This is a genomic window from Rhizobium sp. 01T437 (assembly GCF_056398505.1).
Genome location: NZ_JBFTPM010000020.1, coordinates 36,227 through 59,772, shown reverse-complemented (window position 1 = coordinate 59,772; position 23,546 = coordinate 36,227). Strand labels below are relative to the sequence as shown.

Sequence of the window (23,546 nt, the reverse complement as noted above, 5' to 3'; positions counted from 1 at the left end):
CACAGGGATCGATTTCAAATGTCCGAAATAGAATTCACCAACGTCACCAAGTCGTTCGGAACGACTGCAGTACTCCACGATCTGAGCCTGTCGATCGAACTCGGCGCCTTCGCCGTCATCCTCGGTCCATCGGGCTGCGGCAAATCCACTTTGCTCAGAATGCTCGCCGGTCTCGAAAGGGTCTCGGGCGGACGCATCTCGATTGCCGGAAGGCAGGTCGAGGATTTGCAGCCGCGCGAGCGCGATGTCGCCATGGTCTTCCAGAACTACGCGCTCTATCCGCATATGTCGGTCGCCCAGAACCTTGGTTATTCGCTAACCGTGGCAGGCGTGAAGCGCGCCGAGATCGACCGGCGCGTGATCGAAGTCGCCCAGGTCCTGCAGCTTGAAGACTACTTGAAGCGCAAGCCTGGCCAGCTCTCCGGCGGCCAGCGCCAGCGCGTCGCCATGGGCCGCGCCATTATCCGCGAACCGAAGGTCTTCCTGTTCGACGAGCCGCTGTCGAACCTCGACGCCAAGCTGCGTACCCAGATGCGGCTTGAGATCAAGCGGCTGCACCGCAGGCAAGGTGTCACAAGCCTGTTCGTCACCCATGACCAGATTGAGGCGATGACGCTCGCGGACATCCTGATCGTCATGAACAAGGGGCGGATCGAGCAGATGGGCAGGCCCGCCGACATCTATGAGCGGCCCGCAAGCGCCTTCGTTGCAAGCTTCCTCGGCTCGCCGCCGATGAACCTCATTCCCGCCGTTGTGGATGCCGACAGCCGTGGCATCGTGCTTGGCGGCGACATCACAGTCCCGCTCGACCATGCGCTGCCGGTGGCGCCAGGCACCGATATCGTTGCCGGTATCAGGCCCGAGCACATGCAGGTCGGCATGGGGCCGAACCTTCCGGTCGAATTCGTCGAAGAACTGGGCAATGGCCGGCAAGTCCATCTGCGCATCGGCCAGACCGCATTGTCGGCTCTGCTGCCTGCCAATGACAAGCAGGCCGTCGGCCAGGCGCTGACGGTGAGCCTGCCGTCCGAACATCTTCATTTCTTCGGCCGCGACGGCCGCCTCATCGAAACACGGCCGGCAAGCGCCGCCGCCTAAACCTCCTGGGAGACCGACATGCCGAAATTCATCCAGCTGACCGACGTCCATCTCATGCCACCGGGCAGCTCCCTCTTCGATACGGACCCGGAAGTGCGGCTGCGCATGGCGCTGCGCGATATCAGCGCTCATCAGCCCAATGCCGACTGGCTGATCTTCACGGGTGATCTCGCCCATCACGGCGAGGTCGAGGCCTATGCCCTGCTGCGCGACATTCTCGAGCAGGAAACGACCATTCCCTACCGCCTGATGATCGGCAATCACGACAACCGCGACATGTTCCGGTCTGTATTTTCGGAACAGCCCGTCGACGACAACGGCTTCGTTCAGTCGGTCATCGACTATGACAGCTGCCGGCTGATCATGCTCGATACGGTCGAACATGGAAAACACAGCGGACATATGGATGCGGCGCGTCTTGCGTGGCTCGAAGCCCGGCTTGCCGAAGCAAAAGACAGGCCGGTCTATCTCTTCTTCCACCATCCGCCATTCCGCATCGGCATGAACGGGGTCGACAATATTCGCATGGTCGATGAAGAGGCGCTGCTTGCGGTGCTCAAGACACATCCAGCAGTCCGGCACATGTATTTCGGCCACGTCCACCGGCCGATCGCCGGCTCATGGCATGGCATTCCGATGTCGATGAGCTATGGCCTCAACCATCAGGCAGCCCTGAACCTCGGCGACTCCCGTCACCGCGACCGTGTCGGTCCGGCCGAATATGCCGTCACCCTGATCGACGGCCCCTCGACCGTCGTCCATTTCCACGACTTCCTTTATCTCTACCCCGAAATCGTTACGCCGGGCATGGATGGTAGCGGCGGCTTCAAGCGGGCAACTCGAACGAGCGCTGTGCCGAGCCAGACGACTCCTGAGAACTAAGGCTCAGCCAGCCTCAGCCATCAGCAACCAGTTAAATCATCCAACCTGCCGGCACAGAACGCCGGCGGGCCATCACGGTTGTGGCTGTCGCGAATTTTGCGCTGCCTTACACAAAAACGTCACCGACAGCCACTATATTTAAGTCATCCGAATGAATTTTGGATTCATCCGAATGAATAACGAACAACATTCGATCGAAGCAAGATCGCGGTCGGGCCAGTGGCAGATCGTCGAGAAGCAGATAAACAGGGATATCGCGTCAGGCGCGCTCCAACCGGGAAGCCGCCTGCCGACGGAAACCGAGATCATGGAGCAGTTCCAGGTCGGCCGCCACAGCGTACGGCGGGCTATCGCCGAGCTTGCCGCTGCCGGAAAGGTGCGGGTCGAGCAGGGGCGCGGTACCTTCGTGGAAGAGCACTCCGTCATCACCTACAATATCGCCCGGCGAACGCGCTTCCGCAAAAACCTGCTGGAACAAGGGCGCGTTCCCTCCGGCCAGCCGGTCTCTGAGTCGGAGATCGTTGCGCCGCCGGGGATCGCCGCAGCACTGAAGCTCCCGGAAGGCGCAAAGGTCTACATGATCGCCCGCCGTGGCTTTGCCGACGATGTGCCGATCAGCCTCAGTCATTCCTACCATCCGGTCGAGCGTTTCCCGAACATGCATCTGCGCCGCCGCGCGGGTGAATCGGTCACCAGCATCTACGCTGCCTTCGGCATCCCTGATTATGTCAGGCAGAGCACCATGATCCTCACCCGTCGAGCGATCGGCGATGAAGCGCAGCTTCTCGCCCAGTCGCCGCAGCAGCCGGTGCTCGTCGTCCAGAAGACCGACGTCGACATGGAAGGCCGGCCAATCGCCTATTCCGAGACCGTTTGGGCCGGAGAACGCGTGCAATTCAGCATTGATAACGAGCCGGAGGATCGCGCTGCGACCACGGCGAAAGGGCAGGACGATGAATGACACTATGGAAGCCGGCGCGCCCCCTGCCAGCTTCAGCCATGCAAGCATGCTCGACATACTTGCCAGGGCGGATGCGGAAGGGATCAAGGCGATTGCAGAGGAACTGCTCGATGACGTGGGAGCGGTTGAGGTTCTCGTGAACCGCACCGGCCTTGCGATGCTGCCCTATACCGATACCGTGCAGAACACCGCCTTCCACCTCGGCGAAGTGCTGATGGCCGAAGCCCATATCCGCCTGTCGGATCATGGAGTGGAAGGTTACGGCGCCATAGTCGGGCGCGATCTCGAACATGCCATAGCGATCGCCGTCATGGATGCGAGCTTCGCAGGCGAGATCGGCAAGGCCGGCATCGAGACCTTTCTGACCAGCGAACAGCGCCGCCAGATGCAGGACGACGACATCAGGCTGCGCAAGGTCGAAGCGACGCGCGTGCGCATGGAGACCTTCTGATGACACAGACCTTGCTCCTTCCGACTGATGAGGACATGCGCACGAACGCCACCTTCGATGCGCTGATGTGGGCACTTGCCCGTCCCGGCCGCGTCCAGCCCCTGCCCTTTCCGGGCCTTCTTGCACTGGCCGAAAGCCTGCTCGACCGCGAATGCAGCTTCTTCTGCACCGACGAGCGACTGAAGGCCGACATCGTAAGGACCGGCGCCAACGCAGTCGCCCTGCATCAGGCTGAATATGTCTTCGCCTCGATCGGCAACCGCGCCGAAGTCGCCGCGCTTTCGGCAATGCTCAGCGGCAATCTGCTCTATCCAGATGCCTCCGCAACGATTTTCGCGCCGGCCGTCATCGGCTCGGGAACGAGGCTTCGCCTGACCGGCCCCGGCGTCAACGGTTTCATCGATATCGCCATCGGCGGTGTGCATCCGGATTTCTGGGCGTTGCGCGCCGAAGCCATCCACTATCCCCTCGGCTGGGACATCTATCTCGCCGATGGCGCAAGCCTGATCGGCATTCCCCGCTCCACAAAGATAGAGGTGCTCTGATGGCCTATGTTGCAACACGTGGCGGCGAACACGCCATTGAACAGTCCGAGCGCTTCTATCGCGAAGAACTCGGACAGATCGACAAGGCCCGTGTCGACGCGATCGGCGAGAGCCTGCCTTACCTGGTCGACCGCGTCATGGGCGAAGCCTCGCTTTACGCACCGGAGCTTGCCGCACTTGCACTCGCTCAGTCGGGCGGCGACCTCTACGAGGCAGTGCTGCTGCTGCGCGCCTATCGCACCACCCAGCCGCGCCTGACGATCGCCGAACCGGTTCGCCAGCAGGATCTCTTTACAGTGCGGCGTATCTCGGCCGCCTTCAAGGATATCCCAGGCGGCCAGATCCTCGGCCCGACACTCGATTACTCGCACCGGCTGCTGAATGTCGATGTTCTGAACGGAGCAACCTTCGTTCCTGAGCCGGTGGAAGCGGCAAAGACACCCGCACCCGCCACCCAGCCGTCGCTCACCGACTGGCAGAAGGCGCAGGGCCTGATCGAGGAGACATCAGCGGAAGACGTACCGCTCGACGAGATCCCCGATGTGACGCGCGAACCGTTGCTCTTCCCGGCAAGCCGTGCCCACAAGCTGCAGAGCCTCGCGCGTGCCGATACCGGCGGGACGCTGACGCTCGGCTACTCGACCATGCGCGGCTATGGCAGCGTGCATCCGACCGTCAACGAATTGCGGCTCGGCGAAGCCGAAGTGCGCATCCGCCATCCGCGCGGCACGCTCTTCAGCGCCGGACGCGTGCGCGTCAGCCAGACAGAGGTCATCTCCAAGAGCAAGGGCCTCGAGCTCGGCTTTTCCGCTACCTTCGGCTGGAACGAGGTGAAGGTCATTGCCGCTGCCTCGCTCGACCTCGCCTCCAATCAGCCCAATCCCCATCCGGCATCGAACGAGGAGTTCGTCCTCTACCATACGGAACCTGTCGAAAGCTCAGGCTTCTGCATCCACTTCAAGCTGCCGCATTACGTGACCTTCCAGTCGAGCCTCGATGCTATCAGGCGCGTCAAAGCCGACAAGGCAGCCAACGAAACCGGCGCGCCCCAGGACGGCGCGGTCAAGCAGGCCGAACTCGAAAAGGCAATGCCGTGAAGCTCCATCAACTGACCAAACCCTGGGCGGCCTTCAGCTATGGCTTCCTGGACGAATCCGCCAAGCGCGAGATGCGCCGCCGCATCCTCAAAGCCATCGCCATTCCCGGTTATCAAGTGCCCTATGCCAGCCGCGAGGTGCCGATTGCCCGCGGCTGGGGAACCGGCGGCCTGCAGGTGACGCTGACGCTCCTGAAGCCGACATCCGTCGTCAAGGTCATCGATCAGGGTGCCGACGATTCCGTCAATGCCAGCAGCATCCGCAAGTTCCTGCGCCGGGTCAGCTCGGCCCGGGAGACATTGGATACGCTGGAGGCCGACATCATCCAGTCGCGCCACCGCATCCCAGAAGAGAAGCTGCGCGAGGACCAGATCCTCGTGCTGCAGGTTCCCAATCCCGAACCACTGCGGCCTGTCCAGCCGGACATGTCAGAAGCGCGCATCATGCATGGTGATGCCGACTACGGCCAGCTCTGGTTGACCCTCTACGAGCAGCTGGTGCGCTCCGGCCGGATCATGCAGGGTTCCAGCTATCCGAGCATGGTCAATGGTCGCCATGTGATGACCCCTTCGCCGATCCCGCGCTGGGATGTGCCGAAGATAAACCAGGCGGCGAACCTCACCATTCTCTCGGCCGGCCGCGAAAAGCGCATCCATGCCGTACCGCCCTACACGCGCGTCGAACCGCTTGTATTCGACGACGTGCCCTACCGGGTCGAGGATCATGCTGACAAGATTTGTCACCGCAGCGGCATAACAGGCTACTTCATGAACGAGCTGCCGCAAGAAGATGGCTCCTCAAGCTTCGAGGTGTCCGACAGCCAATATGGCGTCAAGCATATCCGCAAGCAGGACGGCGAGACCGTTGCCATCGGCGAAACCTATTACAAGCAAGGCAGGATCGAGCAATGAGCGCCGCCCCCCTTTCCGCCTCCAATCTTTCTGCCTCAAATCTCTCGGCATCCGGGCGCCAGCCGCCGCGGCTGATGCTGTCCTCGCCGATCCTGACAATGAACGGCATCCGCAAGAGCTTCGGCGAGGTTCAGGCGCTGCGCGGCGTCGATGTCACCGTCTATCCCGGCGAAGTGCTCGGCATCGTCGGCGAATCCGGCTCCGGCAAATCGACGCTCCTCAGGATGATGAACCTCGAAGACAGAGCCGATGACGGCGAATACAGGCTGGCGCTGCCCGGCCGCGAGGATCTCAACCTCTTCACGCTCGATCGTTTCGAGCGGCGCATGCTGCAGGCGCGTCATATCGGCATCGTCTACCAGAACCCGCATCTCGGCCTTCGGATGAACCATACGAGCAGCGGCAATGTTGCCGAGCGGCTGCTGATTGCCGGCGAACGGAATTTCGCCGTGCTCCGCGCCCGCGCCAAGGGTGCTCTCGACGCCTCGGAATTTCCGGTGGCGCGCATGGATGCCCGCCCGGTGGAACTCTCGGGCGGCATGCAGCAGCGTGTGCAGCTTGCCAAGGCGATCGCGCTCGAGCCGGCGCTTCTACTGCTCGACGAGCCGACGACGGGGCTCGATGTCAGCGTCCAGGCGCTGGTGCTCGACACGCTGAAACGGCTGCAGCGCGAACGCCATATCACCATCGTCATCGTCTCACACGATCTCGGTGTCATCCGCACGATGGCGGACCGTGTCATGGTCATGCGCAACGGCGAAGCCGTCGAAGAGGGCCTCGCCGACCAGATCTTCCAGGATCCGCAGCATGAATATACCCAGCAGCTCGTGCATGCGAAGCTTTGACAGGAGACTGACCCGGTGAACATGCACACACATCCCGCCGCTTCGGTGCAGACGATCCTCTCCGTCCAGGGCCTGGGCAAGCATTTCGAGATGCATCATCTGAAACGCACGCTGCACGCTTTCGACAATGTCGATTTCGAGCTGCGCGAAGGTGAGTTCATCCTATTGACGGGCGAAAACGGCGCCGGCAAATCGACATTGCTGCGCACGCTCTACCGCTCCTACCTGCCGCGATCAGGCCATGCCTACTACCACACGCGCGAAGGCATCATCGATCTGACAGTCGCGGCCGACGTCGATATCGCCCTCCTGCGCAAGCGGGAGATCGGCTTCGTGACGCAGTTCCTGCAGGCCCGTCCGCGCGTGGCGGCCGAAGAATTGGTCGCCGAGCCGCTGCGCCTTGCTGGCCGGCCTTACAGCGAAGCGATCGAAGAGGCCCGCCACTGGCTTTCCGCCTTCGGCGTCAAGCCGGGGCTCTGGGCGGCCTATCCCTCCACCTTCTCCGGCGGCGAGCAGCAGAAGGTCAATCTAGCGCGCGCCCTCATCCTGCCGCAGCGGCTTCTCTTCCTCGACGAGCCGACCGCCTCGCTTGACAAGAATGCACGCCGCGCACTCGTTGCCCGCCTCGCCGAGCTGAAGGCTGCAGGCGTCGCAATGATCGGCGTCTTTCACCACCCCGACGATGTCGCGGATCTCATCGACCGCGAAATCAGCCTTCAAACCCGACAGATCCAGGATGGAGCAGAGAATGTGGTTGAGTGATTTCGAAATCGTGCTGCGCGATAGGGTCATACCGCGCGGCGCTGTCAGGATCGAAGACGGCATCATCGCCGACATCAGGGAAGAGCCGGTGGCCGCGGCCGATATTTCCGGCGACGGCAGGCTTCTGCTCCCGGGCTTCATCGACATGCATGGCGACATGATCGAACGCGAGATCGAGCCGCGACCGAATGTGCGATTTCCCCTGGAACTCGGCATTTTCGAACTCGATAAGAAGCTCGCCTGCAATGGCATCACCACCGCCTATGCGGCGCTCTCCTTCCATGCCAATAGCAGCTACGGTCACATCCGCTCGGAAGAACACTCGCGCTCGATCATCCAGACGCTGGTCGAACTCCGGAAGAACGATCTCCTGATCGATCACCGGGTTCACGCACGCTTCGAAATCACCTTCACCCATGCCCGCGTCGTCATCGAAGACCTGCTGCGGGCCGGCGCCCTCGATCTCGTCTCGCTGATGGATCACACACCAGGCCAGGGCCAGTACCGCGATGTCGAACGGCATATCGAGACGATCGCGCGCAATAATAAGATCAGTCTCGAACAGGCCGCCCAGCGTGTCCAGCAGCGCATGGAAAACCGCGCCCAGAACAATGACGCGGTCGACAATCTGCAGGGCATCGCCGCGACTGCCCGCGACCACGGCGTCATCATCGCCTCTCATGATGACGACAGCATCGAAAAGGTGGCGATCGTTGAGGGACTGGGCGCGCGTATCAGCGAGTTTCCGGTGACGATGGCGGCTGCACAGGAGGCCCGCAAGTTCGGGCTGGCAACTGCCATGGGCGCACCGAATGCGCTTCGCGGACTGTCCTATTCGGGCAACCTTTCTGCCCGCGAAGCCTATGAACGCGGCGTTCTCGACATCCTGGCGAGCGATTACCATCCCTCCGCCATGCTGCCGGCTGCCGTCGCGCTTGCGGAAGCCGGATCGGGCGGACTGCCGGCTTCTGTGGCGCTGGTCAGCGCCAATCCCGCCAAGGCGCTCGGGCTGACAGATCGCGGCGCGATCGAGGTTGGATTGAGTGCCGATCTCGTCATTGCCGAGCATGGCCGCCTTCCGCGGGTGCGGGCCACTTTCTGCCGGGGCAGGCAGGTCTATTCGGACGGAATTGTCCTGCGATTCCAAAAGGCTGCATAAGAAGCCTCTAGCGGAAAAGCACCAAGAGCTGCCATTGAACAAAATACATCCGGAATTTCCGGATGTATTACTTGATAAAAATAGCGCAACTACCGGCAAATATTGAACAATTACTTAATAAAAACGTCATACTGAAATGCTACATTTCATTTCATAGACTGGTATTTAAGTACAATTCAGTTTCGTCTCAGGCGCTTCTGGCAAGCGGAGGTCTTCCGGTGCTTGAACTTCATTCCCTCAAGAAGAAATTTGGTCAAACACAGGCAGTCGACGACGTAAATCTGTCGATCCACGCCGGGCAGATGGTCGGCATTATCGGACGCAGCGGCGCCRGCAAATCGACATTGCTCCGGCTGATCAACCGTCTGCTTGACCCGACATCCGGCACGATCATGTTCGAGGGCAAGGATATCACCAAGCTGCGCGGCCGCGAGTTGCGTCTGTGGCGCGCCTCCTGCGCCATGGTATTCCAGCAGTTCAATCTGGTCGAGCGCATGGATGTGCTGACGAACGTTCTGATCGGTCGCGTCGCTCAGCACGGCTTCCTCTCATCCATGCTGCGCCGCTTTACGGATGAAGAAAAGGAAATGGCGATCCGCGCGCTCGATCGGCTCGACCTCGTGCCGCAGGCGCTGCAACGGGCCGGCACGTTGTCGGGCGGCCAGCAGCAACGTGTCGCCATCGCAAAGGCGCTGGTTCAAAACCCGAAGATCATGCTTGCCGACGAGCCGATCGCGTCGCTCGACCCGGCCAATGCAACGCGGGTGATGGACGCGCTGCGCAAGATCAATCGCGAGGATGGCATTACCGTACTCGTCAATCTGCATACGCTCGATACTGCCCGCAACTATTGCGAACGCATCATCGCCATGCGGGCCGGGCGAGTGCGCTTTGACGGAGCGCCGGCAGATCTGACCCAGGAACGGGTCCGCGAAATCTTCGGCATGGAGGATTTCGATGCAGAGATCGACGAGGCCGTGACATCCACCTCATTCAACGCCGGTCGAACCGCAAAAGAGAAGGTCTACCAGGCGGTATGAGTTTCGCCCGCGGTTCTGCTAGGCCGCGGGCTTCTTTTTGCAACAGGAGAGTTGGAATGAAAAACGTCCTCATGCTTGCGGCCGTGACGGCCACGCTTGCCCTGTCCAGCCAGGCCCATGCCGACGGTTGGAAAGACCAGTACAAGACGATCCGCCTCGGCGTTCTCTCGGGCGAGAACGAGAAGGACCGCGTCGCACGCCGCGTCGGCTTCCAGCAATATCTGGAAAAGGAACTCGGCGTGAAGGTCGAGATCTTCACCGCCGGCAATTATGACGGCGTCATCCAGGCGCTCGCCTCAGACCAGATCGAATTCGCCTTCCTTGGCTCCTCGGCCTATGCGGCCGCCTATACCGAAACCAATGGCGGCGTGGAACCACTGCTCGCGGGCCAGGAACAGGACGGCTCGACCGGCTACTATTCTGTCATCACCGTTCGCTGCGACTCCGGCTACAAGTCGGTCGAAGATCTGAAGGGCAAGGTTCTAGCCTTTGCCGATCCGGATTCCACCTCTGGCTACGCCGTGCCCTACTATAACCTCGTCAAGCAGGGCTACGATCCGAAGACCTTTTTCTCGGCCATTCCCTTCTCCGGCGCTCACGAAACCGGCGTCATGGCCGTCGCCAACAAGCAGTTCGATGCTGCCGCGACCTATGTCAACAACGACATCAGCGGCATTCCGCAGCGCATGGAGTCGAAGGGCATGATCCCGAAGGGCGAGGTCTGCCGTATCTGGCAGTCGCCTGAGATCACCAACGGCCCCTTCACCACCCGCACAAACCTGCCCGCCGACATGATCGCTGAGGTCAAGGCAGCGGTAAAGGCAACGCCGGAGAAGGCGCCTGACGCCTTCAAGGAAATGAGCGGTGGCGACAACTCCACCTCGAAGGGCTATGTCGACGTCGATCATCAGCGCTACCAGTGGATCGTCGACATGCGCGACTGGCTGAAGAAGCAGCGCCGTAACGGCTGATATCCCTCATCCACGCCAAGCAACGGGAGCGCCGCGCCCTCCGGCGCTCTCACGACCGGGATCAGACATGACGACAGCATCAGCTTCCATCACCATCCGCCAGTTCGAGGCGGAATATCGCAGTATCCGCAGCCGCGCCAAGACCGTGCAACTCGTTTCGGTCACGCTCTTTGCTGCCGCGGTTTTGCTGACGGCCTGGACGGGCGGCTTCTTCGACATGACCGAGGTCAATCTGCCCTCGGGCGAGCGTATCACGACCTGGAAATTATGGGCTTCCCTGCCCCGGCTCGGCGAATATCTCTACAAGACACTGCCGCATTTGCGCCTCGATACGCTCGGTTCCGATCTCGCCGAATGGTTCTGGCGCTGGCCGGTCTGGCTGGAGCTGCTCGGCGAAACGATCCTGATCGCCTATGTCGCAACGTTTTTTGGTGTCGTCGGCGCCTCTATCCTGAGCTTCCCCGCTGCCCGCAACCTCAGCCCCAACAGCTTTCTGCTGATCGCCTCCCGCCGTTATCTCGAGGTTATCCGCACGGTTCCCGATATCGTCTGGGCGCTGATCTACGTCTTCTGCTTCGGCGTCGGCCCACTTGCCGGCGTGCTGGCGATCTCGACGCATGCGACGGGTTCGCTCGGCAAACTCTATTCCGAGGTCAACGAGAATATCGACATGCGGCCGCTGGAAGGCGTCAAAGCTTCGGGCGGCAACTGGTTTCAGCAGATGCGTTATGGCGTCGTGCCGCAGGTCATCCCGAACATCATCAGCTACACGCTGCTGCGTTTCGAGATCAATGTACGCTCGTCCTCAATCATCGGCTATGTCGGCGCCGGCGGCCTTGGACAGGAGATCCGCACCGCCATGTCGCTTCAGGAATATACCGATCTATCGGCGCTATTCGTCATCATTCTCGTCACTGTCGTGATCATCGATTTCCTGAGTGAGAAGCTGCGCCACCGCATCATCGGCATCGAAAGCCGGAGTATCTGAGACATGGCCGACACCTCCTCCCTTTCCGGACTGCGGCAACGCGTGCCGGGCGCATTTTCGATCCCGCCGCGCGTACGGCTGATACGTTATACCGGTGCGATAGTCCTGATCCTGCCACTCATTGCCGGCCTCTATCTCTTCGACTTTTCGCCGGCGCGCATCCTGAACGGCCTGTCGCGGCTCGGCATGATCTTCTCCTTCATGTTCCCGCCTTATATCTGGACGACCTGGCAGGAATGGAACGATGTGCTCGTCGGCCTCGGCCAGACGATTTCGATGGCGTTCCTGGGAACGCTGCTTGGTGCGGTGGTCGCCTTTCCGCTCGCCTTTCTCGGTGCCAAGAACATCATGCCGCTCGGCTGGGTGCGGCTGTCGACCCGCCGAGGTTTCGATGCGCTGCGCGCAGTGGAACAGATCGTGCTCGCACTGATCTTCATCCGCGCCTTCGGCCTTGGTCCGCTTCCAGGCGTCTTTGCCATCGCCGTTTCGGAAATCGGCACCTTCGCCAAGCTTTTTTCGGAAGCGATCGAAAATACCTCGCGCAAACCCGTCGATGGTGTTCTCGCGTCGGGCGGCGGACCGCTGCAGACGATCCGCCTTGCCATCATGCCGCAGGCCATGCCGGTGATCCTGTCGATCATGCTCTACAATTTCGAATCCAACACCCGCTCAGGCACCATTCTCGGCATTGTCGGCGCCGGCGGAATCGGGTTTCTGCTGGCGGACCGCATTGCCGCCTATCGCTGGCCGGAAGCCTGGACGATCATCTTCCTGATCGTCGCCGTCGTTTATGCTATCGATCTTTCCTCCGCCTGGCTGCGCGGTAAGATCATCGGCAAGAATGACAGCGCACGCTAAGCGGCGGAAGAGCGCGGCAAGGGAGATGGAATGGCAAGGATAATGGTGGTCGGCAATGCCAATGTCGACCGAATCTGGTGGCTCGACCGACCGCTGGTGCCGGGCGGGAGGCTCGCCTGCCAATCGATTGAGGAGCGCTATGGCGGCGGCGGCTTCAATACCGGCCTGGTCCTGCTCGATCGCGGCCATGAGGTGATACTCGTCACCAGCCTTTACGACGATGATCAAGGGCGCACCTGTCTGAAGGATCTCGGCAAGCGTGGCTTCAACACCGATTTCGTTGGCCTCGTGCCCGGAAAGACAGCAGCCGTCGACATCCTTGTCGACCCCAGCGGCGAACGCACCATCATCGCACCTGCCGGCCGCCGCAGGCCTGGTATCGGAGCCCTGCCGCCGATCGATGCTTCGCTCGTCTACCTCAACGCACGGGCGATGAGCCCGGACGCTCTGCGGCAATTGGATGATTTCGACCAGGTGGTTTCGCAATATCCGCTCTCGGCTGAACGCCGGCCGGCCAATGTTCTGATCGCTTCGCGCTCGGACGTGAAAGGAGCGGCGCAAACCGCCTGGCAGGCAGCTGCTGAAATCGCCGCGCCACGACTTGAAACCCTCGTGCTGACGAGCGGTACGCAACCCATCGAGATCGTCAGCCGGCAGGATTCGATCATCGTCGAGTTACCGCCAGCAGCCCCGGTGCGCGATACGACCGGAGCGGGGGATTATTTCGCTGGTGGTTACATCGATGCCATCATCGGAGGTCTTGACGCCGGCGCCGCAGCGCTGGCTGCCTGCAAGGTGGCGGCTTCGTACCTCGCCGCCTCCGGAAATCACGGCTCTTGAAAGACAGCCCTGCAAGTCTCACCTGATATCTCCATTGTTCACCTGTCGAACGACAGCCCTTTGCCATCAGCAGTCGCTGCCGGTCCTCAACGTCGACGCCTCACGCGTCGGAGGAGATTTCATGGGATTCATTGATCGTGACATTCAACCGTCGTCAGACGCCGGGCTGCTGGATGCCTATTCCGAAACGGTGTCGAATACCGTCGATATGGTCGGCCCGGCAGTCAGCCGCATCGAGCGCATCGGCGGACGGGCCGGACATGGTTCCGGCTTCGCCATCTCGCCCGACGGTCTCATCGTCACCAACAATCACGTCGTCGGCGATGCAAAGGCCGTCACCATCAAGACACCCGATGGTGCAGTCATAGAAGGCCGGGTGCTCGGCCGGGATGAAGACACCGACCTTGCCCTGATCCGGGCCAACGACTGGTCCGGCGCCTGGGCGCAGCTTGCCGACTCGAAGAAGCTGAAGCGCGGGCATATCGCTGTTGCCATCGGCAATCCGCTTGGCTTCGAATGGACTGTCACAGCCGGCGTCGTTTCCGCTCTCGGACGCTCGATGCGCGCTGCGAGCGGTCGCCTGATGGAAGATATCATACAGACCGACGCGGCGCTTAACCCCGGCAATTCAGGCGGTCCGCTGGTCTCTTCGTCTGGTGAAGTCATCGGCGTCAACACCGCTGTCATCCAGGGCGCGCAGAGCATTGCCTTTGCGGTCGCGTCGAATACCGCCAAACATGTCGTGTCCGAAATCCTGCGCTTCGGCGAGGTCCGCCGCGGATATATCGGCATTGCAGCCGATACGGTCGATCTGCATCGGCGTATTGCGCTTGAGGCCGGCGTTCCCCAACGGACAACAGTCCGCCTGCGCCGCGTCGAAGACGATGGTCCTGCCGCCAGGGCCGGCCTTCGCGAGGGTGATTATCTGCTCGCAATCGCCGGCCATCCGGTGTCGGGGATAGACGACGTCGTCCGGCTATTGGATGGGTCGACGATCGATGCCGATGTCGATGTGCTGATYTTCTCCATCGCAGGGCGGATCGAACAACGCACCGTTCGCCCCGCAAAAAGAATACATTAACATCTGCGGTAGCCGGATAGAGAAGAGAACGAAGTCGAGGCTCGCCTTCGTTCTCCAGTGGCGGCAATCGCTCCGCTGCCTATGCGACCAGGCTCTGCGCCTCGATCTCGGCGATGAACTCGGCAACCGTCTCGCCGATGATTTCAGGATGATCTTCCTGCAGGTAGTGCAGGCCTTTGCCCAGCTTGATCAGCCGGCAATTGCGCAGACGTTTTGCAAAATCCTCGGCAAAGGCGGTCGGAATGAGGGCGCCGGGATCGCCAGCGAAGAGAAGCTTCGGATAGTTCGATACCGCCAGAGCCTCATGCGCCTTTTCCATGGTCGCATAGACATCTGCCGGTTCGCCGGCGATCGGCAGCTCATTTGGAAATCGCCAGGTCGGCAGGCGCGAGGCCGGTGTCGGGAACGGCGCTCGATAGACGGCCATCTCCTCCTCGCTGAATTGACGGAGCGTCGCCCCCGGCAGTACGCCTTCAACGAAGATATTGTCCTGGAGGATGAGGGCCTCACCCTCTCCCGGCGTGCGGAATTTGCGAAAAATCTCACGCTCGGCGCTGTTCTGCAGAAATTCGTCCCAGGTCGGGATCGGTCTGATGAACTCCATGAAGGCCAAGCCTCGGACGAAATCAGGACGACGGGCGGCGAGATGGAGCGCCAGCCCGCTCCCCCAATCCTGGGCGACGAGATAGGCCGACTTGATGCCCATCTTCGCTATGAAGGCGTCGAGGTAGCGCACATGGTCTTCGAAGCGGTATGCGATGTCCGGCTTGCCGGATTGGCCGAAGCCGATCAGGTCCGGAGCGATACAATGGGCGGCATCTGCGACATGCGGAATGATGTTGCGCCAGATATAGGACGAAGTGGGATTGCCATGCAGAAGGAGGGCGACAGGGCCGTCCGTTCTGCCGGCCTCGCGATATGCCATTTCGGAATCGAGCACCGGCACGCGCGGCAGACTGATATCATGTCTCATGGCTGTGATCCTTGAACACGGTGGCAAAAACGATCTTCTTGAACCGCTCCAGGGGCTGGGCATCCCGCGATACTTTCATGCGCAGGATCGCGCCTTCCCATGAAGCAAGGAGGAATTCGGCCAGATCTTCCGGGCTGATCGCATCATCGATCTCCCCGGAGGCCTGTCCTTCGGCAATGCAAGCCGTAAATGGCGCGCTCCATTCGCCAAAAATTTCCGCGAGCCGCGCGCGCAGCATCTCGCTCTGCGGGGCGGCCTCCAGGCTGAGATCGCCGATGAGGCAGCCGCGGCTGAAACCATCGGCAGCCAGACGGCCGGTGATGATATCGAGATATTTCTCGATGCGCTGGCGTGGCCTCAGCCCCGCATCCCCCAGCGCCGTCTCGATGGCGCACTGAAGATCCCTAAAGTAGAGATCCAGCACCTCCTTCGTGAATTCCTCTTTGGAACGGAAGTGGTTGGTGAACGAACCCTGCGGCACGCCCGCTTCGGCGACGATGTCGCGGACGCCCGCGCCAATGTAACCCTTGCGGAACATGACCTTTCGGCCGGCTTCGAGAATTGAGTTTCGATGTGAATGTTTTGCCATACGCATCACAATACGTACGACCGTATTATTGTCAAGACTGAGATCGTTTTGCGACGCAATCGGAGCCAGACAGGTAGAAAGACAAAAAAATAAAGGCACCCCCCAAACGGCGGGTGCCCTACTCATCGCTCCCAGCGATGACAGATTGCAATCACCTTACAGGGACCCGGGTGCCCCCGAGGCCGCAGCAAGCAGACCAAGCAGTGGCGACGGCTCATCAGAGAACACGTCATAGATACAGGGGGCTGCAAAAATCGCGGCTCCCAGAATGAAGATAATGATCCTTTTCATCGAAGCCTCCGTGGGCGCAGCCAGCTGCACCCAAATTGCGCCGGGATGTTTAGACGAGATTGAGCTCGACATTGATGTTGCCTCGCGTCGCCTTCGAATAAGGGCAGGTCTGGTGGGCTTCCTCGATCAGCGTGCGGGCGACTTCAGGCTCCAGACCCGGCAGGCTGATGTTCAGCCGGGCCTGCAGGAAATAGGCATCGCCGGTCATGCCGAGATCAACTTCAGCGTCAACAGCGGTATCGGCGGGAAGCCTCAGTTTACGCTTGCCAGCAGCAAGGCCCATCGCCCCGATGAAGCAGGCCGACCAGCCGGCTGCAAAGAGCTGTTCAGGATTGGTGCCTGCATGGGCGCTGCCCGGAGGCGAAAGCTTCACATCGAGCTGCGCATCGCTGCTGCGGGCGGCGCCGTCGCGACCGCCGGTGGTGTGGGTCTTGCCGGTGTAGAGAACCTTTTCAATCGTCGTCATGAGAGCACTCCTTGGTTTCGTGTCGCGACCTGCGACATCTGGTGACGGAGTGGTTTTGACGGGCTGACGTATCCCGTATGTTTCCAAAATCGGCCGAACTGTATCAAAGCGTAGCGCCGGTCTATCTGGACATTTTCGCATACAAATGCAGCGAGAGATTCAGTTGGCGCGGATCGTCACTTCGGCCGCGAGACCACCGCCCTCGCGGTTATAGAGCCGTACCGAGCCGCCGATCGCGGCTGCCAATTGCTGGGCAATAGCAAGGCCAAGGCCTGTGCCGCCAGTCTCGCGGTTACGCGACTGTTCCAGCCGGAAGAAGGGTTGCATGGCGGCTTCGAGCATGGCGTCCGGAATGCCAGGGCCGCGGTCCATCACGGTGATGGCGATCGCCTCCTCGCCTTTCCGCTCAACGCTGATTTCCGCTGCACCTGCGAATTTCAGCGCATTGTCGACGAAGTTCGTGAGAATGCGGCGAAGCGCATGCGGTTTCGTCGATGCAATGCCCTGTACGAGGCCGACGACGCTGACGGCCTTGTCCATGTCCTGATAGTCATAGGCGATGCTGTCGATGAAGGACGAGAGGTCGATGCGAGAAAACTTCTCGCCATTGCCATGGGCGCTGCGGGCATAAGCGATCCCATCTTGCACGAGACGTTCGATCTCACCGAGATCGCGCACCAGCTTGTCCTTCTCGGGGGAATCATCGGTCATATCGGCGCGCAGCCGCATGCGGGTGATCGGCGTCTGCAGGTCGTGCGAGATCGCAGCCAGAATCTGCACTCGCTCTTCGAGATAGTGCGCGATCCTCTCGCGCATGGCATTAAAGGCGCGCGCCGCATGCGCAACTTCGCTCGGGCCACGCTCGCTGAGCGGCGGACCTTTCTTGTTGGGATCGAGTGCATCGGCTGCAGCCGCAAGAGCCCCGAGCGGCCGGATTGCCTGGCGCACGGCAAACCAGGTGCAAAGCACCAGCAGCACCATCTGGACAGCAAGCACATAGGGCAACCATGCCGCAATCGGCATCGGAGGCCGCGGTGTGATGTCGATCGTCAGCGGACTTCCGTCACTCAGCGTCAGATGCGCCTGCAACCGGCTGACGTCGCCTGGAATGGATTCCATGCGGATCGGATAGGTGCCGCCGATCGCCTCTTCGATCCTGCCGCCGATTTCCCTGCCTTTGCTGGAATTGTCAGGCACACCGGGCAGACCCGGCCCAAGTTCGAAACGATAATTGCCGCGGCTGAGACGATCGAGCAGGTCGCTGCGCTGATCCGCCGGCAGGCGGTCGAGAACGGCGATCGAGGTCGCGACATCACTTTCCAAAGTGCCTAGCATGACGGCCTTGGCCGACATGGAACGCTCGACGAAGAGGACTGTGAAGGACAGGCCATAGGCAATCGCCAGGCCCGCCAGCAGAATGAAGAAGAGCCGAGCCCTCAGCGTGCTCGGCCAAAACCCGGAGCGAAGAGCAGCTCCCACGCTCATGACCTGGCCTCTTCAATCTCCACCGGAACGGAGAAGACGTAACCTTCGCTACGCACCGTCTTGATATAGGTCGGCTCGCGGGCATCATCCCCCAGTCGCTGGCGAACGCGGCTGACGAGCAGGTCGATGGAGCGGTCGAAGAGTTCCGCATCGCGGCCCTGCGTGAGGTTCAGTAGTTGGTCGCGGTTGAGCACCCGCTGCGGATGGTCGATGAAGACCCGCAGCAGCCGATATTCGGCGCCGCTCAGCGCAATCTCGGTTCCCTGCCTGTCGAGAAGATGACGGCCGACCGTATCCAGGCGCCAGTCACCGAAGCGAAGCCACTGTCCCGCCTCCGAAATCTGCAGGTTCGGCGGCAGCGCGCGGGTGCGCCGCAAGACGGCCTTGATGCGTGCCAGCAATTCGCGCGCAGCAAAGGGTTTCGGCAGATAGTCGTCGGCGCCCATCTCCAGCCCGATGATGCGATCCATCTCGTCGCTACGAGCCGTCAGCATCAGGATCGGCGTTGCCTTATGTTTGCCGGCACGCAGCTCACGGCAGAGCACGAGCCCGTCATCACCCGGCATCATGACATCGAGCACGACGAGATCGACCGTATTGCCTTCGAGAAAGCTGCGCATCTGGCGGCCATCGGCGGCGACTGACGTCCGAAGCCCGTTCTTCTTCAGATAGCTTGAAACCAGTTCGCGGATTTCACGATCGTCATCGACGATCAGGATATGGTCGACGTGCTCCATGTCAGGACTTTCGGATCCTCTATCAGTTGGCGCGCAGCAGAATTGTTATCTCAGATGCAGATTCGCTGCTTACTGTTTTGACTCTGAATTGGCTGCCGCGAAACAGGGAATTCCGTTCGCGGCAGCCGAGGCAGGCTCTAGAAGCGATCGACATCCAGAATGGCCTGAGCAAAGGCCTGCGGTGCTTCTTGCGGCAGGTTATGGCCGATGCCGCCAGTGATGTTGCGATGCTCATACCTGCCGGTGAACTTTTTGGCGTAGGCCGATGGCTCCGGATGCGGCGCGCCATTGGCGTCGCCTTCCATGGTGATGGTCGGTACGGTGATGACAGGGAAGGCAGCGAGCTTCTTTTCCAACGCGTCATATTTCTTTTCGCCGTTGGCAAGGCCAAGCCGCCAGCGGTAATTGTGGATGGTGATCGCGACATGGTCGGGGTTTTCGAAGGCTTTGGCAGAGCGGTCGAAAGTTGCGTCATCAAATTTCCACTGCGGCGAAGCAAGCTTCCAAATCAGCTTTGCGAAATCATGCCGGTTGGCCTCATATCCCTCGCGGCCGCGTTCGGTGGCAAAGTAGAATTGATACCACCAGGACAGCTCGGCCTGCGGCGGAAGCGGCTTCTTGTTCGCCTCCTGACTGCCGATCAGATAGCCACTGACCGAGACCAAGCCCTTGCAGCGTTCCGGCCAGACAGCGGCCAGGATGTCCGCGGTGCGGCCACCCCAGTCATAACCGCCGATCACGGCGCGCTCGATGTCAAGCGCATCCATGAAGGCGATGATATCAGTGGCGATGGCAGCCTGCTGACCGTTGCGCGGTGTCTTTGCGGAGAGGAATTCGGTTGAGCCATAGCCGCGCAGATAGGGGATCAGTACCCGGTAGCCGGCATCAGCGAGCGCAGGCGCTACATCGACGAAGCTGTAGATGTCGTAGGGCCAGCCATGAAGAAGGATCACAACCGGACCATTTGCAGGACCGGCTTCAGCGTAACCGACATTAAGTACGCCGGCCTTGATCTGCTTCAGCGGTGCAAAGGACGTGTGCGAGCCTGCCGTGACGGCGGGCGCGGTAACCTGTGACTGGGCGCCGGCGGCGCTGGTCAGGCCGAATTCGACCGCCGCCATGGTCATGGCCGCAACACCGAAAAAACGACGACGCTGAAGATTGATTTCGCTGGACATTGGCTCTCTCCGTTTCAAGTTGATGGCAAGGAGAAAACAGCTCGCATGTATCCCCGATGTTTCGGGTATCCGCTTCAATTGCATGCGGATGTAGCATCCGGCCTTCCAGATACGTTCTGATACAATTGGCTGCCTTCTCAATCGAAATTCCGTTGGATGAGGAAATCACGAAGCACCACGGCATTGTTGTGCTCGGCATCGCTGGTGGCATAAAGCAGCGTGACGGTGCCTTTCTTTATGAAATCGGTCACCGGCTTCAGCTCTTCCTCTTTGTGCTCAAGCTCTGCAGTGTAGCGCCGGCGGAATTCCTCCCAGCGATCAGGCTCATGATTGAACCAGTGGCGCAACTCGGTGCTTGGCGCGACATCCTTTAGCCAGGCAGTCAGTGCAGCACGCTCCTTACTGAGACCGCGCGGCCAGATGCGATCGACCAGCAGTCGGGCGCCATCCGCATCCACCTTGGCCGCATAGACCCGCTTGAGCTTTATCGTCTCAGCTCTGGCTGTCATTTGATCCTCCTCATTCACCGACCATCCCTCTTCTTGCGGGATCCCGGCCGGGCGAAGCGCTGATGCATGGAAGATAGCGTAGCCCTCATCGGAGCGCTTCCTACACTTCGGTACATATTGCCGGGAAATCAGACACATCCGAGATACATCGCCCCGACCAGATAGCCGCGTTGCTGGTCGGGCTGCATCGCCGTCCAGAGCCCGATCACCCGGTTTCAAAGGAAACGATGATGACGCTTCTTCTCATTGCCTATCTCGGAGGGGCGCTGACCATATTCAGCCCCTGCATCCTTCCCATCCTGCCCTTCGTCTTCGCCCGAGCCGGACAGCCATTCGTGCGCAGCACGCTGCCCATGCTGATCGGCATGGCCGCCACGTTCGCGTTGGTAGCCACACTCGCCGCCGTTGGCGGCAGCTGGGCGATCAACGCCAATGAATATGGCCGCCTTGCCGCGCTGACCTTGCTTGCCGTCTTCGGCGTCGGTCTTCTTTCGCCGCGTGTCGCAAGCTTCATCACCCAGCCGATCGTCGATTTCGGTAACCGCCTGCTGAACGCTTCCGGCAAGACCGGTGCTGCGCCGACTGTGGCGAGCGCGCTCGTTCTCGGCGTTGCAACCGGGCTGCTCTGGGCGCCCTGCGCCGGGCCGATCCTCGGTCTCGTGCTGACGGGTGCGGCACTTCAGGGCGCCAACCTGCAGACGACATTCCTGCTGCTGGCCTATGCGGCGGGCGCGGCCACCTCACTCGCAATCGCCCTCTCCGTCGGCGGCAAGATCTTTGCCGGCATGAAGAAGTCGCTCGGCGTCAGCGAGCGCATTCGTCAGGGCCTCGGCGCTGCCGTGCTTGCAGGTGTCGTCGTTATTGCACTCGGTCTCGACACTGGCCTGCTTTCGCAGCTTTCCTATGCCAGCACCGCATCCTTCGAGCAGGCCGTTCTCGACAGGGTGAATGTGAAGCCAACCGATGGAGGATCGTCCGAAGTCGCGAGCAACGACAAGACGATCGGTCTTGCCGATGCGAAGAAACCTTTCCACAGCGATCTGCCGGTCGAAGGCCGTGCGCCGTCACTGGACGGGGCGGTCGAGTGGCTGAACTCGCCGCCGCTGACGACGGAACAGCTTCGTGGCAAGGTCGTGCTCGTCGATTTCTGGACCTATTCCTGCATCAACTGCATCCGCACCATCCCCTATGTCCGCGCCTGGGCTGAAAAATACAAAGACCAGGGCCTGGTTGTGATCGGCGTGCATGCCCCGGAATTTGCCTTCGAAAAGAAGATCGACAATGTCAAAAAGGCCATTGGCGACTTCAACATCGGCTATCCGGTCGCTATCGACAACGACTACAAGATCTGGCGCGCCTTCGATAACAGCTACTGGCCGGCCCATTATCTGATCGATGCCAAGGGCCAGATACGCGAACATCACTTCGGCGAAGGCAACTACCGACAGACCGAGCAGGCGATCCAGGACCTGTTGCGCGAAGCCGGCAGCGAGATGGCAACAAGCGCACCAGTCGTGCCGGATGCGAAGGGCGCCGAGGTTAGCCCGGACCTGAAGGACATCGGCTCTGGCGAGACCTATATCGGCTATAAGCAGGCCACCGGCTTTGCGTCCAATGAGAGCATGCGCGCCGATGCCACCAGGGACTATTCGGTCAAGCAGCCGGGTCTCAACCAGTGGGGTCTTGCGGGCAAATGGACTGTCGGTGCCGAAGAGGCGACGCTGGATCAGGCAGGCGGCGGCATCACCTATCGCTTCAGCGCCCGCGACCTACATCTCGTTCTTGGCCCAAGTGCTGACGGCAAACCGATCCGCTTCCAGGTGACGGTCGACGGCAAGACGCCGGGTGCAGACCATGGCAGCGATATCGATGCCGATGGAAACGGCACGGTGACCTCGACCAAACTCTACCAGCTCGTGCGGCAGTCCGGCGCTGTGGAAGCACGCAACTTCGAGATCCATTTCCTCGATCCCGGCGTCCAGGCCTACGCCTTCACATTCGGCTGAACATTCCTTCTCTCGTTTAACTTGAACAACAGGAGCAATCACCATGAAACGTAAGTATTTTTCCACCCTCGCCTTTGCCTTCGCCACCAGCGTCATCGCTTTTGCTGCCCAGGCGGCCGAGGTGAAAAACATCGTCATCGTCCACGGCGCACTCGCCGATGGCTCCGGCTGGCGCCAGGCAACCGAAATCCTCGAGCGCCGCGGCTTCAACGTCACCATCGTCCAGGAGCCGATCACCTCGCTTGCCGATGATGTCGCCGCCACCAACCGGGTGCTGGACCTGCAGGACGGCCCGACCCTGCTCGTCGGGCACAGCTATGGCGGCATGGTGATCACCGAAGCCGGCAACAGCTCCAATGTCGCGGGCCTGGTCTATGTCGCAGCCTTCCAGCCGGACAAGGGTGAAAGCCTCATCAGCCTGGCGAGTTCCAAGCCGGCTGGCGGCATGAATATTCGTGAGACGAAGGACGGAAAATACCTCTATCTCGATCCGGCTGCCTTCGCGAACGACTTCGCCGCCGACCTGCCGAAGGACGAGGCCGCGTTCCTAGCGAAGTCGCAAGTCTTCGCCTCCAAGGAGGCCTTCTCGGCCAAGGTCGGGGATCCCGCCTGGAAGGCTAAGAAGAGCTGGACGATCGTCGCCACCGAAGACCGTTCGATCAATCCCGACCTCGAACGCGACATGGCAAAGCGGGCCGGCAGCACGGTGGCGGAGATCAAGGCAAGCCACGCCGTCTTCGCGTCTCAGCCGGAGAAGGTCGCCGATGTGATCGCGAAGGCTGCCGAGGCAGCCGGCAAATAATCGGATCAAAAGCGGTGACCG

The 23,546-nt window shown here is 60.9% G+C and carries 25 protein-coding genes; 18 read left to right on the top strand and 7 right to left on the bottom strand.

Translation table 11 applies throughout. From position 1 onward, the window contains the following. The first annotated feature begins 18 nt into the window (after positions 1-18). The 16 genes from AC1DM5_RS29290 (at position 19) to AC1DM5_RS29215 (ending at position 14,489) form a co-directional block, all read left to right on the top strand. Positions 19-1,098, top strand: coding sequence for an ABC transporter ATP-binding protein (locus AC1DM5_RS29290; protein WP_477821184.1), 1,080 nt, complete (start codon positions 19-21; stop codon positions 1,096-1,098). A gap of 18 nt (positions 1,099-1,116) precedes the next feature. Further along, the gene (locus AC1DM5_RS29285) at positions 1,117-1,980 is read left to right on the top strand and encodes a phosphodiesterase (RefSeq protein WP_477821183.1); all 864 of its coding nucleotides are present in this window, start codon (positions 1,117-1,119) and stop codon (positions 1,978-1,980) included. Between the two features lie 172 nt (positions 1,981-2,152). Further along, entirely contained in the window at positions 2,153-2,941 is a 789-nt protein-coding gene (gene phnF / locus AC1DM5_RS29280; RefSeq protein WP_477976339.1) for a phosphonate metabolism transcriptional regulator PhnF, read from the top strand. Then, positions 2,934-3,392, top strand: a complete 459-nt coding sequence (locus AC1DM5_RS29275; protein WP_477821181.1) for a phosphonate C-P lyase system protein PhnG — start codon at positions 2,934-2,936, stop codon at positions 3,390-3,392. The genes phnF and AC1DM5_RS29275 overlap by 8 nt, the downstream gene beginning before the upstream one ends. Further along, a complete protein-coding gene (phnH, locus tag AC1DM5_RS29270; protein ID WP_477821180.1) occupies positions 3,392-3,937 on the top strand; it encodes a phosphonate C-P lyase system protein PhnH in 546 nt (181 codons plus the stop codon). The genes AC1DM5_RS29275 and phnH overlap by 1 nt, the downstream gene beginning before the upstream one ends. Then, entirely contained in the window at positions 3,937-5,034 is a 1,098-nt protein-coding gene (locus AC1DM5_RS29265; RefSeq protein ID WP_477821179.1) for a carbon-phosphorus lyase complex subunit PhnI, read from the top strand. The genes phnH and AC1DM5_RS29265 overlap by 1 nt, the downstream gene beginning before the upstream one ends. Continuing rightward, a complete protein-coding gene (locus tag AC1DM5_RS29260; protein WP_477821178.1) occupies positions 5,031-5,945 on the top strand; it encodes an alpha-D-ribose 1-methylphosphonate 5-phosphate C-P-lyase PhnJ in 915 nt (304 codons plus the stop codon). Before AC1DM5_RS29265 ends, AC1DM5_RS29260 begins: the two co-directional genes overlap by 4 nt. Next, positions 5,942-6,790 (top strand): ATP-binding cassette domain-containing protein, encoded by an 849-nt coding sequence (locus AC1DM5_RS29255; protein WP_477821177.1) that lies wholly within the window; start codon positions 5,942-5,944, stop codon positions 6,788-6,790. The genes AC1DM5_RS29260 and AC1DM5_RS29255 overlap by 4 nt, the downstream gene beginning before the upstream one ends. A gap of 21 nt (positions 6,791-6,811) precedes the next feature. Then, positions 6,812-7,552 (top strand): phosphonate C-P lyase system protein PhnL, encoded by a 741-nt coding sequence (locus AC1DM5_RS29250; RefSeq protein ID WP_477821235.1) that lies wholly within the window; start codon positions 6,812-6,814, stop codon positions 7,550-7,552. Next, positions 7,539-8,711: an alpha-D-ribose 1-methylphosphonate 5-triphosphate diphosphatase gene (locus AC1DM5_RS29245; protein ID WP_477821176.1), complete on the top strand. Its 1,173-nt coding sequence runs from the start codon at positions 7,539-7,541 to the stop codon at positions 8,709-8,711. Before AC1DM5_RS29250 ends, AC1DM5_RS29245 begins: the two co-directional genes overlap by 14 nt. Positions 8,712-8,929: 218 nt before the next feature. Beyond that, the gene (phnC, locus tag AC1DM5_RS29240; RefSeq protein WP_477976337.1) at positions 8,930-9,751 is read left to right on the top strand and encodes a phosphonate ABC transporter ATP-binding protein; all 822 of its coding nucleotides are present in this window, start codon (positions 8,930-8,932) and stop codon (positions 9,749-9,751) included. 56 nt (positions 9,752-9,807) lie between these two features. After that, positions 9,808-10,722, top strand: a complete 915-nt coding sequence (gene phnD / locus AC1DM5_RS29235) for a phosphonate ABC transporter substrate-binding protein (protein WP_477976335.1) — start codon at positions 9,808-9,810, stop codon at positions 10,720-10,722. Positions 10,723-10,789: 67 nt separating this feature from the next. Continuing rightward, positions 10,790-11,710, top strand: a complete 921-nt coding sequence (phnE, locus tag AC1DM5_RS29230; protein ID WP_477821173.1) for a phosphonate ABC transporter, permease protein PhnE — start codon at positions 10,790-10,792, stop codon at positions 11,708-11,710. A gap of 3 nt (positions 11,711-11,713) precedes the next feature. Continuing rightward, entirely contained in the window at positions 11,714-12,568 is an 855-nt protein-coding gene (gene phnE, locus AC1DM5_RS29225; protein WP_477821172.1) for a phosphonate ABC transporter, permease protein PhnE, read from the top strand. 30 nt (positions 12,569-12,598) lie between these two features. Next, positions 12,599-13,408 carry a PfkB family carbohydrate kinase gene (locus tag AC1DM5_RS29220; RefSeq protein WP_477821171.1) on the top strand — a complete coding sequence of 270 codons (810 nt, stop codon included), beginning with the start codon at positions 12,599-12,601 and terminating at the stop codon, positions 13,406-13,408. Positions 13,409-13,529: 121 nt separating this feature from the next. Beyond that, positions 13,530-14,489, top strand: a complete 960-nt coding sequence (locus AC1DM5_RS29215) for a S1C family serine protease (RefSeq protein WP_477821170.1) — start codon at positions 13,530-13,532, stop codon at positions 14,487-14,489. Between the two features lie 79 nt (positions 14,490-14,568). Here the strand turns inward: AC1DM5_RS29215 and AC1DM5_RS29210 are convergent, their stop codons facing one another. The 7 genes from AC1DM5_RS29210 to AC1DM5_RS29180 all read right to left on the bottom strand — a co-directional run bounded on the left by AC1DM5_RS29210 (position 14,569) and on the right by AC1DM5_RS29180 (position 20,717). Then, a complete protein-coding gene (locus AC1DM5_RS29210) occupies positions 14,569-15,462 on the bottom strand; it encodes a haloalkane dehalogenase (RefSeq protein ID WP_477821169.1) in 894 nt (297 codons plus the stop codon). Continuing rightward, a complete protein-coding gene (locus AC1DM5_RS29205; RefSeq protein ID WP_477821234.1) occupies positions 15,452-16,051 on the bottom strand; it encodes a TetR/AcrR family transcriptional regulator in 600 nt (199 codons plus the stop codon). Before AC1DM5_RS29205 ends, AC1DM5_RS29210 begins: the two co-directional genes overlap by 11 nt. Before the next feature lie 340 nt (positions 16,052-16,391). Further along, on the bottom strand, positions 16,392-16,808 hold the full coding sequence (locus tag AC1DM5_RS29200; protein WP_113320380.1) for an organic hydroperoxide resistance protein: 417 nt from the start codon (positions 16,806-16,808) through the stop codon (positions 16,392-16,394). Positions 16,809-16,967: 159 nt separating this feature from the next. Next, complete coding sequence (locus tag AC1DM5_RS29195) at positions 16,968-18,293, bottom strand: ATP-binding protein (RefSeq protein WP_477821168.1); 1,326 nt, start codon at positions 18,291-18,293, stop codon at positions 16,968-16,970. Beyond that, positions 18,290-19,030, bottom strand: coding sequence for a response regulator (locus AC1DM5_RS29190; protein WP_477821167.1), 741 nt, complete (start codon positions 19,028-19,030; stop codon positions 18,290-18,292). The genes AC1DM5_RS29195 and AC1DM5_RS29190 overlap by 4 nt, the downstream gene beginning before the upstream one ends. Positions 19,031-19,167: 137 nt before the next feature. Then, positions 19,168-20,208, bottom strand: a complete 1,041-nt coding sequence (locus tag AC1DM5_RS29185) for an alpha/beta fold hydrolase (RefSeq protein WP_477821166.1) — start codon at positions 20,206-20,208, stop codon at positions 19,168-19,170. A 137-nt stretch (positions 20,209-20,345) separates the two neighbouring features. Beyond that, on the bottom strand, positions 20,346-20,717 hold the full coding sequence (locus tag AC1DM5_RS29180) for a DUF488 domain-containing protein (protein ID WP_477821165.1): 372 nt from the start codon (positions 20,715-20,717) through the stop codon (positions 20,346-20,348). 230 nt (positions 20,718-20,947) lie between these two features. Here AC1DM5_RS29180 and AC1DM5_RS29175 point away from each other — a divergent pair, with 230 nt between their 5' ends. Continuing rightward, the gene (locus tag AC1DM5_RS29175) at positions 20,948-22,723 is read left to right on the top strand and encodes a cytochrome c biogenesis protein DipZ (RefSeq protein WP_477976333.1); all 1,776 of its coding nucleotides are present in this window, start codon (positions 20,948-20,950) and stop codon (positions 22,721-22,723) included. Positions 22,724-22,766: 43 nt separating this feature from the next. Next, complete coding sequence (locus tag AC1DM5_RS29170) at positions 22,767-23,525, top strand: alpha/beta fold hydrolase (RefSeq protein WP_477821163.1); 759 nt, start codon at positions 22,767-22,769, stop codon at positions 23,523-23,525. Positions 23,526-23,546: the final 21 nt, after the last annotated feature.

Bases quoted from the DNA above. Each gene is read 5' to 3' on its own strand.
- phnF (WP_477976339.1), top strand. From the start codon at position 2,153: ATGAATAACGAACAACATTCGATCGAAGCAAGATCGCGGTCGGGCCAG.
- AC1DM5_RS29175 (WP_477976333.1), top strand. From the start codon at position 20,948: ATGACGCTTCTTCTCATTGCCTATCTCGGAGGGGCGCTGACCATATTC.
- AC1DM5_RS29275 (WP_477821181.1), top strand. From the start codon at position 2,934: ATGAATGACACTATGGAAGCCGGCGCGCCCCCTGCCAGCTTCAGCCAT.
- AC1DM5_RS29220 (WP_477821171.1), top strand. From the start codon at position 12,599: ATGGCAAGGATAATGGTGGTCGGCAATGCCAATGTCGACCGAATCTGG.
- AC1DM5_RS29265 (WP_477821179.1), top strand. From the start codon at position 3,937: ATGGCCTATGTTGCAACACGTGGCGGCGAACACGCCATTGAACAGTCC.
- phnH (WP_477821180.1), top strand. From the start codon at position 3,392: ATGACACAGACCTTGCTCCTTCCGACTGATGAGGACATGCGCACGAAC.
- phnE (WP_477821173.1), top strand. From the start codon at position 10,790: ATGACGACAGCATCAGCTTCCATCACCATCCGCCAGTTCGAGGCGGAA.
- AC1DM5_RS29250 (WP_477821235.1), top strand. From the start codon at position 6,812: ATGCACACACATCCCGCCGCTTCGGTGCAGACGATCCTCTCCGTCCAG.
- AC1DM5_RS29185 (WP_477821166.1), bottom strand. From the start codon at position 20,208: ATGTCCAGCGAAATCAATCTTCAGCGTCGTCGTTTTTTCGGTGTTGCG.
- AC1DM5_RS29180 (WP_477821165.1), bottom strand. From the start codon at position 20,717: ATGACAGCCAGAGCTGAGACGATAAAGCTCAAGCGGGTCTATGCGGCC.
- AC1DM5_RS29205 (WP_477821234.1), bottom strand. From the start codon at position 16,051: ATGGCAAAACATTCACATCGAAACTCAATTCTCGAAGCCGGCCGAAAG.
- AC1DM5_RS29170 (WP_477821163.1), top strand. From the start codon at position 22,767: ATGAAACGTAAGTATTTTTCCACCCTCGCCTTTGCCTTCGCCACCAGC.
- phnE (WP_477821172.1), top strand. From the start codon at position 11,714: ATGGCCGACACCTCCTCCCTTTCCGGACTGCGGCAACGCGTGCCGGGC.
- AC1DM5_RS29190 (WP_477821167.1), bottom strand. From the start codon at position 19,030: ATGGAGCACGTCGACCATATCCTGATCGTCGATGACGATCGTGAAATC.
- phnD (WP_477976335.1), top strand. From the start codon at position 9,808: ATGAAAAACGTCCTCATGCTTGCGGCCGTGACGGCCACGCTTGCCCTG.
- AC1DM5_RS29245 (WP_477821176.1), top strand. From the start codon at position 7,539: ATGTGGTTGAGTGATTTCGAAATCGTGCTGCGCGATAGGGTCATACCG.
- AC1DM5_RS29200 (WP_113320380.1), bottom strand. From the start codon at position 16,808: ATGACGACGATTGAAAAGGTTCTCTACACCGGCAAGACCCACACCACC.
- AC1DM5_RS29285 (WP_477821183.1), top strand. From the start codon at position 1,117: ATGCCGAAATTCATCCAGCTGACCGACGTCCATCTCATGCCACCGGGC.
- AC1DM5_RS29210 (WP_477821169.1), bottom strand. From the start codon at position 15,462: ATGAGACATGATATCAGTCTGCCGCGCGTGCCGGTGCTCGATTCCGAA.
- AC1DM5_RS29255 (WP_477821177.1), top strand. From the start codon at position 5,942: ATGAGCGCCGCCCCCCTTTCCGCCTCCAATCTTTCTGCCTCAAATCTC.
- AC1DM5_RS29290 (WP_477821184.1), top strand. From the start codon at position 19: ATGTCCGAAATAGAATTCACCAACGTCACCAAGTCGTTCGGAACGACT.
- AC1DM5_RS29195 (WP_477821168.1), bottom strand. From the start codon at position 18,293: ATGAGCGTGGGAGCTGCTCTTCGCTCCGGGTTTTGGCCGAGCACGCTG.